This window comes from Serratia grimesii NBRC 13537, from assembly GCF_001590905.1.
GTDB lineage: Bacteria > Pseudomonadota > Gammaproteobacteria > Enterobacterales > Enterobacteriaceae > Serratia > Serratia grimesii.
The window spans coordinates 481,730-493,885 of record NZ_BCTT01000006.1 but is presented as its reverse complement, the minus strand read 5'-3'; the positions used below and the strand labels follow the sequence as shown (position 1 = coordinate 493,885).

The following is a 12,156-nucleotide window of genomic DNA, read 5'->3' as shown; positions in this document are numbered from 1 at the left end:
GCCAGCCCATTCAAACCTGCTATTTTGGCACAGACTGGCTTAGAATGAATCTTCTTGCGGCCTGATTGTGCCCAGATGTCGTTTTTTCGCCCAAAAGGACCTGATTTTTGATGCTGTTTAACCTGAAAAAGTTCATTGGCGCCATTTTAATGCCGTTACCTGCGCTGCTGCTACTCATGGGACTGGCGCTGTTACTGCTCTGGTTCACCCGTTGGCAAAAAAGCGGCAAGGTCATTTTGACGCTGAGCTGGCTGTTTTTGTTGCTTTTCAGCCTGCAACCCGTGGCCGATAGACTATTACGGCCAATAGAATCAGAGTATGTCACCTATCGCGGCACTGACCCGGTAAACTATATCGTGGTACTGGGGGGGGGCTATACCTTTAATCCGGACTGGGCACCCAGCTCTAATCTGATCGGCAACAGCTTGCCAAGGGTAACAGAAGGCGTGCGCTTATATCTCACGCACCCTGGGGCGAAAATGGTGTTCACCGGAGCCGGTGGTCCGCATACTTTGAGCAATGCGGCGACAGCAGCGCGCGTCGCGGAGAGTCTGGGTGTACCGAACAGTGACATTGTATTGTTGGATCGCCCAATGGATACAGAGCAGGAAGCATCACAGGTATCAAAACTGGTTGGCCAGCAGCCATTTATTTTGGTGACGTCGGCTAACCATTTGCCAAGGGCCATGCGTTTCTTTGAAGCAAAAGGACTTCACCCAATCCCGGCACCAGCCAATCAGTTGGCCATCAGCTCGCGTTTGAATATTTGGGATCGCGTAGTGCCGTCGGCAATGTTCCTTGGCCACAGCGAGCGCGCCTGGTATGAGACACTGGGCAGCCTCTGGCAGTGGCTGAAAGGAGCCGATGAAGTTTCTGTCGACTAACTGGCCTTAACCGGCAAGCCAGGGCAACAGCTGTTTTGAGGCATAATCAAAGGGTTGTCGCTCAAGCTTGCCGGTATGGATCAACCGCCCAACCGCCTCCCACACCACATACAACCAACGCCGCGCCAGGAAGGACTCCGCAACGGGTGCCCGTTGCAAATAATAGAACAAGAGCTGACTTGGCATCCCCGCTTCACACAGGCGGAATAATTCATATTCACGTGGCGCCCACAGCATCATTCCTGGATTCAGCATTGCCAACAGCTGGTCACTTTTCGGATCTTTCAGCATGCTGCGCAACGACAAGTTGCCATGCACCAGCACGCAGGGATCGTCGAATCCGACAAAGAAATGGGTCAGCGCTTCGCGTGTACGGTACAACAAACGGCGGTCGGCCATGGTTAACTGCGGCGAGTTGAGGTTGCCGACCGTCGACCACAACACCTCGATCCGCTGTTGATACCAACAAAACCAATCATTTTCCTGGGTACTGTCAACTGTACCGACGCAACCATGACTGTCGATACGGTGCCAGGCCAGCACACCATCGACAATCTGTTCCATAAGCGAATTCCAGCGGTTCGGCGTACGCGTCGGTGCTTCTGCGGACACACCACGTAACCGTTCGATCAACAAAATTTCTTTATAGGGCGATTGATGGGTATAGACCACGCCATACACTGCGGGCAGGCGAATATCCCCTTCTCGCGACAGCATCGACAACTTGTAAGATTCTTGCTGGGCGATACCCTGACAGACAAAGCTTTTCGCCATCAGCGGGATCGCATGACCTTGTTGGTCGTACAGCGAATACATGTGTGCATAAGGCTGTTCGCTAACGCGTTCCAGCCGGCTGATCGGCTCACCCAGCACAATACTCAGTTCGGCGCGTAACTGCTCCATAAAAAAATGGCCTCAAGAGGAAAAGAAGAGACGCTGACATCATCGAACGGTGAGCAGAAAAATTCTTCAACGCAGATCAACAAAATGGGGATATTGAGAAGGGAAATCATGTCGCCGATGCGCTGCGTGACGCGCCGACGTTCAATGCTCAGCCTTTGATGCTGTCGCGCACTCGCTGCAGATCTTCCGGCGTATCAACACCCACTGTCGGCATTGCTTTGGCAACCGCTACGTGGATTTTTTCACCATACCAAAGCACCCGCAACTGTTCCAGCAACTCTATTTGCTCAAGTTGGCTGGGCGCCCAAGTGACATAGCGGCGCACAAACCCGGCACGATAAGCGTAAATACCGATATGGCGTAACAGGCTGTCACCGATGCTTTCTTTGGATTGCGCAAAACGCTCACGATCCCAAGGAATAGTGGCACGCGAAAAATAAAGTGCATAACCCTGAGCATCCATTACGACCTTGACCGCATTGGGGTTAAACGCTTCTTCTGCACTGTCGATGGGTACCGCAAGGGTCGCCATACCCGCTTGGCTTCCCGCCAGGTTTTCAGCCACCTGACGTACTATGACCGGTGGGATCAGTGGCTCGTCACCCTGGACGTTAACAATGATTTCGTCATCGCTAAAACCATAGTGCTCGATCACCTCCGCGAGACGTTCGGTGCCGGAATTATGATCGGCCCGGGTCATACAGACTTCACCGCCTGCCGCTTTCACTGCGTCAGCCACCGCTGGGTGATCTGTCGCAACAATCACGCGGCTAGCACCTGACTCACGTGCGCGCTCCATGACATGCACCACCATTGGCTTACCGTGAATATCGGCTAACGGCTTACCCGGCAAACGGGTTGATGCATAACGGGCTGGAATAATAGCGATAAAACTCATGCGTGTTTCTCATCCAATGACAGCGCCCGCGCTTCATTTTCCAGCAAGACGGGAATACCATCGCGCAGCGGATAGGCCAGGCCATCCACTTTACACACCAATTCCTGGTTTTCTTTATTGAAATAGAGCTTACCGTTGCAGACCGGGCAGGCAACGATTTCGAGTAAACGGTGGTCCATGCTTCCTCCAGGGTGGAGATCTAACGTACGGAAAGTGGGTGAGGATAGCATAACGCTATGCGCCAGGTTAATCATCGGCTGTTTACCACGGCACTTTTAATCTGAAAAGGGGATTGAATTGCCTTCAACGCAGGCGTAGAATTTTGTGACTTGAATCACAAAAATGAATTTATCATGATCAAACGTATTCATAAGATCATCGCCCTGTTTGCCAACTTTAGCAACTGAGGCAACCCATTGTAACGAGCGGTGCTGGAATTCGTTTTACCCACGCCCATAGTGCCGTTCGTTATTCCACCACCCAGCCCTCTCCCCACTCAGCGGCCAGTTGCGCCGGAATATTGCCCAAAGTCACCTGCGTCGCTCCGTGCCATTTCGCACTGCGCGTTATCGCCTGGCGAATATCCTGCACACGCCGTTTACCAAAACGAACCTTGGCCTGCGGATGGAAACTGATAATTTCAAAAACACCTTGCCGACGATGCATTTTTGCATCAATACGACCAATCAACTCACCCCGCTGCAATACTGGTAGTGTGAAGTAGCCATATTGCCGTTTTTCTTTTGGCGTATAGCATTCCAGCCGATAATCAAAATTGAACAGTTCAAGCGCACGGCGACGATCCCAGACCACAGGATCGAATGGGGAAAGTAAGGTGGTCACACTGGACTTTAACGTTCCTTGTACTGCCAGTTGTAGTTCCTGCGACAGTGAATGGTGCACGTAAAACTCGCCGTCCAAGCCGTCGATCAATACAGGTAACACCTCGCCCTTTTGTTGTAATGACGCCAGCAGTGCTTTTGGGGCAACACGTTTTAAACGGTAGTAATCTGCCAACCATTCGGCCTTGAAGAGCCCCAGGAAACGGCAGGTGCGACTGAGCATCTCATGCCGCGCATGCTCGATGGGTAGAGTGTGTCGGCTATCATCCCAGTGCGGCAATAACCTTTCCGTTAAATCGTAGACACGGTGAAAGTTACGTCGTTCAGCGACCATCAACTTACCGGCGGTGAATAAAATTTCAAGATGACGTTTTTCCGGTTTCCAATCCCACCAGCCACTATTCCCTTTTTTCTCAGCGCTGAAATCCGCCGAACGAACCGGACCACCGACTTTAATATGTTCTAACAGCGACGCAATTGCCGACTGGTGCTCTTGCATCCATTCTTCAGAGTACTTCCATCCCATCCCCTGCGGCTGCAACATGCGATGACGCAACAGGCCAAAGTCTTCAATGGGTAAAAAACAGGCTTCATGTGCCCAATACTCAAACAATCGACGGCCCGCCAGGGCCTGCTCCAACCACTCTGGCTGATAGTCACCCAGGCGACTGAACAGTACAAGATAAGGGCTACGTGCGACCACGCTGATGGTATCGATTTGCAGGAGCCCCATACGCCCAATAGCGGCAACCACATCATCGGGTTTGGCTTTGCGTTTCATTGGGGATAACAGCCCTTGTGCAGCAAGATGGAGTGCGCGGGCGGCAGTCAGAGAAATAACAGGGGTAAGCATCCTGAAATCCGAAACGATTAAACAATCGTTTGATAATAGTGGATATCGGGAAATTTATCTTCGCCAGTGCTTGGGGTGGTGGCACCGGCACTGGCGAGGAAGGGGGTGGGTCAGAACGCGATAACGTCTGCCGCTGACAGCCCATGAGAGCTGCGATAGATCGAGAACTCGACGTTCTGACCTTCGTTTAACGATTTATTTTTTGTATTCGCGATAGAACGACGACTTACATAAATTTCGTCGCTGCCATCTACCGGTGAAATAAAACCATAGCCTGCAGCCTGATCAAACCATTTCACACGGCCCATTTGTAACACAGTATTTTTAAACATAACTTATATCCTTTTACTTGAGCATCCTTAACAACGTCACTTTTATTATTGTTGGACGCTACCAGCCCATCCTAAAGTTTTTCGTAAGAAACCTCTCGTGAGCAAAAAATTAAAAAACCCGCACAATGGCGGGCTTGTTGAACTTAATATCTTCCGCAATGAATCAGCGTAAACGCCTCATCATGGTTGTATTAAGATCTCTTTACGTTATTCCCTGTTTACTTACAGAGCAACAACGTTGGCGGCAGCCGGCCCGCGCGGGCTGTCCTGGATGGTATACTCAACACGCTGGCCTTCAGCCAGAGTCTTGAAACCGTCGGTCGCGATTGCGGAGAAGTGTACGAATACATCTTTACCACCGTCGTTCTGTTCAATAAAACCAAAACCTTTGCTTTCATTGAACCACTTCACCTGACCAGTCTTCTTAGACATTAACATTTACCTTTTAAATATATATACAAAACCTGCCATAAGGCAATTTAGGCCGTTTTTAGAAACATTACTTATGGGAGGTACTTAGAAGGTTCGTCTTTGAAGCGGAATCAGATGATAACGTTTTGGGAGGAACTACTTAACTCTATACTCGAACATAAATAGGTCTGCATCACAGGCCGACTTGCATTTACTCATAAATCCATCATTTGCACAAGAGGTTTATTGCCCTATTTTTATCATTCCTACAGTTAATTTTTTATGTCTATGATTGTGCATGGATTAATTTATCTTTTTTTACGTAAAACTCTTAGCCTCATTGCCTTCTGGATGTCTATTTCACCCATTATTCTTTGTTCAAATGAGAGCTAACGCATAAAAATCTAATATGCTTGCCCAAGCTATAACAAAACCTAATTCACATAGCTAAACTTGAGGTGAAAACAAGGCGGATGGCCTTTTAGCCAGTACTTTTACCGTCAAAAATAATATTTTTCAGATTATACTGAATGAAGGAGCTATGCGCATGACCGCCCAGCAGTTCGTCTCACCGAATGAAATCCGCGCCAGATTCTCCCATGCCATGTCAGATATGTACCAGAAAGAGGTACCTCTGTATGGTGATTTGCTTGAACTGGTGGCGGAGACTAACCGACAGGTTCTGCGCGAAGATGCCGCACTGGCTCATCAATTACAAATTACCGGCGAAATTGAACGGCTGGCTATGGAACGTCATGGCGCTATTCGGGTGGGTACCGCAGATGAATTAGCCACCTTACGACGACTGTTCAAGGTGATGGGTATGTCTCCTGTCGGTTACTACGATCTGGCAGTGGCCGGTGTCCCGGTACACTCCACCGCATTTCGTGCAGTACATGAAGATGCGTTGCAGATAAGTCCCTTCCGTGTTTTCACCTCACTATTACGACTTGAGCTGATTGAAAATCCAGAGCTACGCGAACTGGCACAACAACTGCTGGCTCGCCGCCGCATATTTACTGAACGGGCACTGGAGCTGATCGTGTTACAAGAAGCTCAGGGCGGACTGGACAACAGTCAGGCAGATGAATTTGTCGAACAGGCACTGGAAACCTTCCGTTGGCACAGCCGGGCGACGGTCAGTGCAGCCGAATATCAGCAGCTACACGACCAGCATCGCCTGATTGCCGACGTAGTGGCGTTCAAAGGCCCGCACATTAACCATTTGACGCCACGCACGCTCGATATAGACCTTGTCCAACAGTCTATGCCTAGCCGCGGTATCACGCCTAAAGCCGTCATTGAAGGCCCACCACCGCGCCGTCGCCCTATTCTACTGCGTCAAACCAGTTTTAAAGCGTTGGAGGAAAACGTCAACTTTGTTGAACATGATGGCAGCGCCGTCTCCGGACACCACACTGCACGATTCGGTGAAATTGAACAGCGCGGCGTCGCGCTGACAACGAAAGGTCGTGCGCTGTACGATCGCCTATTACAAGCAACCAATGATGCTTTACAGGCACCGCCCAGTGAAAAAAATGCGGACCGCTACAATCAATTACTGGCGGAGCATTTCAAGGCATTCCCGGATGACTACGCGACCTTGCGTGAGCAACAGCTGGCTTGGTTCCGCTACTTCCCGACAGAATGCGGGCTGGCGGCAAAAGACTCGCTGGATCCGCTCAGCACGCTAGAACAACTGATTGCGCAGGAATACATTCGTTTCCAACCCCTGGTCTATGAAGATTTTCTGCCTGTCAGTGCGGCGGGTATTTTTCAGTCTAACCTGGGTGAAAGTCGGCACGCGCAGTACAATGCGAGCTCAAGCAGAGCAGCGTTTGAATCAGCGTTGGGTGCGGCAGTGATCGATGAGTTATCGTTGTATGAACAAACGCAGCAGCGCTCGATAGAAACCTGCGCGCAAGCTCTGGGGCTTCACGCGCTGGCTGTTTGATTTACTTTTTCAGCAGTTTTTCAACGCTATGCAGCAGTTGCTCAGCCTGATCGGGGGGAAGTACCGCATCGACCGGTAAATACCACCAGTTGGGCTGGGCAAAAGCACGGCATTTGACTGCGTCCTTTTCAGTCATCAATAACGTTTGATCAGAGGATACCAGGGCAGCCAATGGGCCATACTGATATTCCTGATGATCGGCAAACGCCACTTCTTTTTCGACACCGACACCCAGCTTTTCCAACGTGGCAAAAAAGCGCGGTGGATGACCAATGCCGGCCATCGCCACCACGTGCGGTAGCACAACGGCTGGCCTGCGCTCACCGCTGGCGATGTTCACCGCATCACGCGCCTGCAGTTGCATGGCAATTTCACCCGCCTGTGCCACACCCCCGTTGGCAATCAACGCATCCACGCTGTTCAAACGCGAAGCACGTTCACGCATCGGGCCGGCAGGCAGCCACCAACCGTTGCCAAAACGACGCACACCGTCAATGACAACCAATTCAAAGTCGCGCTGCAACGCATAATGCTGCAAACCGTCATCGGTAATGATCACATCAAGCGGTTGCTGCTTAAGGAGTGCTTGCACCGCCTCAGCACGCTTAGGTGAGATAGCAACTGGGGCACCGGTACGCTGATAAATCAACACCGGCTCATCACCCGCCTGCTGAGTAGTGGTATCCGCATTGAGTAACAGCGGATAAGTCTCTGCTTTACCGCCGTAACCGCGCGAAACCACACCTGCCCGGTATCCGCGTTGCTGCAACTGCTCCACCAGCCAGATCACCATTGGCGTTTTGCCATTGCCACCGGCTGTGAGATTTCCCACCACCACGACCGGCACCGGTGCACGCCAACTTTTACGCAGGCCACACCGGTAACTGAGTCGAATCAGGCTGCTAACCAAGCCATACAACCAAGACAGTGGCAACAGCAGCAGATAGATCAGCGAACTTCCTGACCAGATACGCTCAATCATTATTGACCAAACTGCATGCGATGGAGCTGGGCATAAGCACCCTGCTTTTCGAGCAATACGGCATGCTCACCACGCTCCACGATACGACCATCCTCAACCACCAGGATTTCATCGGCCTTCTCAATAGTTGACAGGCGGTGTGCAATGACCAACGAAGTACGGTTCTTCTGTAATTCATCCAGCGCCGCCTGAATAGCACGTTCCGACTCAGTGTCCAGTGCCGAGGTGGCTTCATCAAGAATCAGGATCGGGCAGTCACGCAGCAACGCACGAGCAATAGCAATACGCTGACGTTGGCCACCGGACAGCATCACGCCATTCTCGCCGATGACCGTATCCAGGCCATTCTCCATTTTTTCAATGAAATCCATGGCGTAGGCCATACGTGCGGCCTTCTCAATCTCTTCGCGGCTATAGCGTTCCTCGCGCGCGTAAGCGATGTTGTTGGCAATAGTGTCATTGAACAAATGCACATTTTGCGAAACCAATGCAACCTGGTCGCGCAACGATGCCAACGTATACTCACGCAGATCGTGACCATCCATCAGGATCTCGCCTTCCTGCACGTCATAAAAACGTGTCAACAGATTGGCAATAGTCGATTTACCCGAGCCGGAACGGCCGACCAGTGCTACCGTTCTACCTTCTGAAATACTCAGATTGATATCACGCAGCGCCGGCGTTTCTTTGCCTGGGTAGTAGAAAGTCACGTTACGGAATTCGATATCGCCTTTCGCCCGCGCAACTTCACGCGTACCGGTATCTTTTTCCTGCTCCATATCCAGAATCGAGAAAAGCGTTTGGCACGCTGCCATCCCACGCTGGAACTGGGCATTGACGTTAGTCAGTGATTTCAATGGGCGCATCAGAGCGATCATTGAAGAGAATACCACAGTGATAGTACCGGCCGTCAGGGTAGCCATTACGCTTGGGAAGCTGGCGGCATACAGCACAAAGGCCAGCGCCAGTGAGGCAATAAGCTGAATAATCGGGTCAGAGATCGAGGAAGCGGAAACCAGCTTCATACCTTGTTGGCGCATGCGATTACTGACGGAGTTAAAGCGGTCAGTTTCAACCTGCTGGCCGCCAAAGATCAGAACTTCTTTATGACCTTTAAGCATCTGCTCGGCACTGGTCGTTACCTGCCCCATCGTATTTTGCATGTTTTTGCTGATATTGCGGAAGCGTTTGGAAACAACGCGGATAGCAATAGAGACAACCGGCGCCAGTACGATCAGGATCACCGACAGTTGCCAGCTGTAGTAGAACATCATGGTGAAAAGCGCGATGATCGATGCCCCTTCACGCACTACAGTCACCAGCGCGCTGGAGGACGATGACGCTACCTGTTCGGAATCATAGGTGATTCGTGACAACAAAGTACCGGTAGACTGCTGATCGAAGAACGATACTGGCATTCTCATCATGTGGCCGAACAGCCGGCGGCGCATATGCATCACCACCATGCCCGATACCCATGAAATACAGTAGCTGGAAACAAAGCCAGTTGCCCCGCGCACGACCATCAGACCAATAACAGCCAGTGGCATCCACAGCAGGATACTGCTTTCTGTTTTCCCAAAACCGTCATCCAATAAAGGTTTAAGCAAAGACAACATGAAGGCGTCGCTGGCCGCGTTCAGTACTAACGCAATGGCGGCCACAATCAGCCCGGTCTTAAAAGGTGTGATCATCGGCCAGAGGCGACGGAAAGTCTGCCAGGTGGAGAGATCTTTATCATTCATCATGCAAATACCAGCATCGGAAGAAATAGCGGCCTATTTTACTCATTATCACCCTCTACGCCAAACCGCTGATGGTACCAACGGGGCATTAATTGTTCACGAAAGCCTTTAATTTGCCAATTGTTGTCGAAAAAAAGTACAGATAACTGACCTGAGCGCGAAGTATCTCGCCATACGATGTCATTTGCCAGATATCTGGAGACGACTTTAGCCGCAGGTAAACGCCATTTATTGTACCGTGATGCCGACGCAATTGCCGCCACCGGCGCTACTGCACGTAAAAACGGCGGTGTGGATGAAGTTTTGCTGCCATGGTGCGGTACCTGCAGTACCGTAGCAGGCAATAAATGGCGTTGCGTTCGAACCAACTGTGTCTCCGCCCTTTTTTCTGCATCCCCCGTCAACAACACGCTGTACTTCCCATCATCGACGCGTATAACACATGAATCGTCATTTCCCGCCATTTTTACCGTCTTCGGCGGCCACAATACGTGAAACTGAAGCGATTGCCATTCCCAGCGCTCACCCGCTACGCAAGGTAAATGACCCGCACCAAATCGTGGGCTCCTTACCGTAGCCTTAGGAAATGCGCGTTGTATCTCGACTAGACCGCCGATGTGATCCATATGATCATGACTGATAATAATCTGCTCTACAGAAAGCCCCCGCCAGTTAATAAAAGGCAGAATATTTCTGGCTGCGGCACTCCCCGTCCCCCAACGAGGGCCAGTATCATACACGATTGCCTGCCCGTTCTTTTCAATCACCATCGCTAATCCATGCCCAATATCAAGCATGTCTACACGCCAGTGATAAGATGGAATTCTTTCACGCCACAGAACGCAACACACCACCAACGTTGCCAGCACCGACACATGACGCCACCACCAATGGAAACGCCAGAAAATCACCAATAGCCAGCCTGCAATACTGACGACCAGCGATGCAGCGCCGAGATCAACCCAGCCCCGTTGCAAATACTGTAATGGAGTAAATACCCATGCCAAGGTGAGATCCGCCAGCCACCAAAGCCCGGTACTTAATAGGGGGAACATACCGAGGACAACCGCCAGCAAAATTAGCGGCACAGTGACCAGAGAAACCAAAGGTACAGCCCAAAGGTTGGCCGGGATTGAGGTGAGCGTCAGCCCAAGGAACAACCCAGCCTGCATGGGGATCAATAATAACGTGATGCCACATTGAATATGCAGCCAGCGTAACGGTGCCCAATACCATCCTGTACGGAATCGAGGACTCAGCGGTACCCATTCGAACCAAAAAATCAGGCAAAATACAGCCGTTGCTGATAACCAAAAACTGTCAGACAGTACCGCCAGCGGATCGCAAATCAATATGACCCCGATGCACCACAGCCAGATTTGCCAGGAAGAGCAATGGATACCGCGTATACGTAACAGCATCCAGAGTGTCAACGCCAGGCCAGTTCTTACCGCAGGTGGATGCGCACCCGCTAACCAAACATAGCCTAACGCACCGAGCCAACTAATGATCAACGGGAAACGGTAGCTAATCAGATTAGCAGGCAAGAAAAACTGCACGGCCCGCAACACAGACCAAATTAAAATGGCCACCATTGCCACATGCAAACCCGAAATAGCCATCAAGTGGGCAATACCGGTTTTCAACATTAAGGTTCGTAGTGCCGGTTCCACCGCTGCCCTTTCACCAAATGCCAGAGCAAGCAAAACAGCCTTATAACGCAGAGTTCCCATATTGCGTTCGGTATGTTTGATCAAGCGCTGCCGCCAACTGCAGCTTTGTTCCAGGAGAACAGCACTCTTAACCTGTGCAGTCAGTGGTTGTCGCTGCGCTATCGCCCAGCGCTGGCTGTCAAAGCCCCCTTCATTTAAATTGCCATGCATTGGCCGCAAGCGCAGTTGCAAACGCCAGCGTTGCCCGGCACACAGATGGCGACCTTTAGGTTGCCAGAGGGTAGAGAACGCGATGGAGGGTACCAGCCACCGACCATCGATCTGCTCAATATGCATCACCGTCCGCTTGCGTTCCTCTGCAGACAAAGTAATGCTGCTGACCTGGACAACAGCGTTCATCACAGGCCCCTGACTCAGGCGGTTAATTTGGCCAACCAAGGTCCCCGCCGTGAATACGGCCCACAGAAAGCCAATGGCACTCCACGCCATAAACCGGCCTACAATGCCCTTACGCCACAGCCCAAGACAAACGGGTAACATAACCAGCAGCGTTATGCGCATATCGGGTACGTACGGCATGATAAGCAGCGGTAAAATACCGCAAATAACCGCGCTTATCGCCAGATCCAGCGAAGTCTTGATAGGCCTTTCTCCCGGTATAAGGCAGCTATCCAAGCCG

11 protein-coding genes are annotated in these 12,156 nt (G+C 51.2%); 2 read left to right on the top strand and 9 right to left on the bottom strand.

The window, feature by feature from the left end; translation table 11 throughout:
* Positions 1–110: 110 nt before the first annotated feature.
* Positions 111–884, top strand: coding sequence for an envelope biogenesis factor ElyC (elyC, locus tag SGR01S_RS08905; protein ID WP_037421968.1), 774 nt, complete (start codon positions 111–113; stop codon positions 882–884).
* A gap of 6 nt (positions 885–890) precedes the next feature.
* Here the strand turns inward: elyC and SGR01S_RS08900 are convergent, their stop codons facing one another.
* The 6 genes from SGR01S_RS08900 to cspE form a co-directional block, all read right to left on the bottom strand.
* Positions 891–1,787, bottom strand: a complete 897-nt coding sequence (locus SGR01S_RS08900) for a YcbJ family phosphotransferase (RefSeq protein ID WP_037421965.1) — start codon at positions 1,785–1,787, stop codon at positions 891–893.
* Between the two features lie 148 nt (positions 1,788–1,935).
* A complete protein-coding gene (gene kdsB, locus SGR01S_RS08895) occupies positions 1,936–2,685 on the bottom strand; it encodes a 3-deoxy-manno-octulosonate cytidylyltransferase (protein WP_037421962.1) in 750 nt (249 codons plus the stop codon).
* The gene (locus SGR01S_RS08890) at positions 2,682–2,864 is read right to left on the bottom strand and encodes a Trm112 family protein (RefSeq protein ID WP_006320791.1); all 183 of its coding nucleotides are present in this window, start codon (positions 2,862–2,864) and stop codon (positions 2,682–2,684) included. The genes kdsB and SGR01S_RS08890 overlap by 4 nt, the downstream gene beginning before the upstream one ends.
* 289 nt (positions 2,865–3,153) lie before the next feature.
* Complete coding sequence (locus tag SGR01S_RS08885) at positions 3,154–4,380, bottom strand: winged helix-turn-helix domain-containing protein (RefSeq protein WP_037421959.1); 1,227 nt, start codon at positions 4,378–4,380, stop codon at positions 3,154–3,156.
* A gap of 110 nt (positions 4,381–4,490) precedes the next feature.
* Positions 4,491–4,712: a cold-shock protein gene (locus SGR01S_RS08880; protein WP_006320799.1), complete on the bottom strand. Its 222-nt coding sequence runs from the start codon at positions 4,710–4,712 to the stop codon at positions 4,491–4,493.
* 222 nt (positions 4,713–4,934) lie between these two features.
* A complete protein-coding gene (gene cspE / locus SGR01S_RS08875) occupies positions 4,935–5,144 on the bottom strand; it encodes a transcription antiterminator/RNA stability regulator CspE (RefSeq protein WP_020826136.1) in 210 nt (69 codons plus the stop codon).
* A 526-nt stretch (positions 5,145–5,670) separates the two neighbouring features.
* Between cspE and hglS the strand changes: the two genes are divergently transcribed.
* A complete protein-coding gene (gene hglS, locus SGR01S_RS08870) occupies positions 5,671–7,077 on the top strand; it encodes a 2-oxoadipate dioxygenase/decarboxylase HglS (RefSeq protein ID WP_061807219.1) in 1,407 nt (468 codons plus the stop codon).
* A gap of 1 nt (position 7,078) precedes the next feature.
* On the opposite strand, the gene lpxK is transcribed toward hglS, so the two are convergent.
* Genes lpxK through SGR01S_RS08855 form a run of 3 tightly spaced genes read right to left on the bottom strand, consistent with a single transcriptional unit; the run spans position 7,079 to position 12,137 of the window.
* Entirely contained in the window at positions 7,079–8,059 is a 981-nt protein-coding gene (lpxK, locus tag SGR01S_RS08865; protein ID WP_061807217.1) for a tetraacyldisaccharide 4'-kinase, read from the bottom strand.
* Positions 8,059–9,807, bottom strand: a complete 1,749-nt coding sequence (gene msbA, locus SGR01S_RS08860; protein ID WP_061807215.1) for a lipid A ABC transporter ATP-binding protein/permease MsbA — start codon at positions 9,805–9,807, stop codon at positions 8,059–8,061. Before msbA ends, lpxK begins: the two co-directional genes overlap by 1 nt.
* 35 nt (positions 9,808–9,842) lie before the next feature.
* On the bottom strand, positions 9,843–12,137 hold the full coding sequence (locus SGR01S_RS08855; protein ID WP_370452807.1) for a ComEC family protein: 2,295 nt from the start codon (positions 12,135–12,137) through the stop codon (positions 9,843–9,845).
* Between the last annotated feature and the right edge of the window lie 19 nt (positions 12,138–12,156).

Coding starts and splice junctions, on each gene's coding strand:
- elyC (WP_037421968.1), top strand. CDS start 111: ATGCTGTTTAACCTGAAAAAGTTCATTGGCGCCATTTTAATGCCGTTA.
- SGR01S_RS08900 (WP_037421965.1), bottom strand. CDS start 1,787: ATGGAGCAGTTACGCGCCGAACTGAGTATTGTGCTGGGTGAGCCGATC.
- kdsB (WP_037421962.1), bottom strand. CDS start 2,685: ATGAGTTTTATCGCTATTATTCCAGCCCGTTATGCATCAACCCGTTTG.
- SGR01S_RS08890 (WP_006320791.1), bottom strand. CDS start 2,864: ATGGACCACCGTTTACTCGAAATCGTTGCCTGCCCGGTCTGCAACGGT.
- SGR01S_RS08885 (WP_037421959.1), bottom strand. CDS start 4,380: ATGCTTACCCCTGTTATTTCTCTGACTGCCGCCCGCGCACTCCATCTT.
- SGR01S_RS08880 (WP_006320799.1), bottom strand. CDS start 4,712: ATGTTTAAAAATACTGTGTTACAAATGGGCCGTGTGAAATGGTTTGAT.
- cspE (WP_020826136.1), bottom strand. CDS start 5,144: ATGTCTAAGAAGACTGGTCAGGTGAAGTGGTTCAATGAAAGCAAAGGT.
- hglS (WP_061807219.1), top strand. CDS start 5,671: ATGACCGCCCAGCAGTTCGTCTCACCGAATGAAATCCGCGCCAGATTC.
- lpxK (WP_061807217.1), bottom strand. CDS start 8,059: ATGATTGAGCGTATCTGGTCAGGAAGTTCGCTGATCTATCTGCTGCTG.
- msbA (WP_061807215.1), bottom strand. CDS start 9,807: ATGATGAATGATAAAGATCTCTCCACCTGGCAGACTTTCCGTCGCCTC.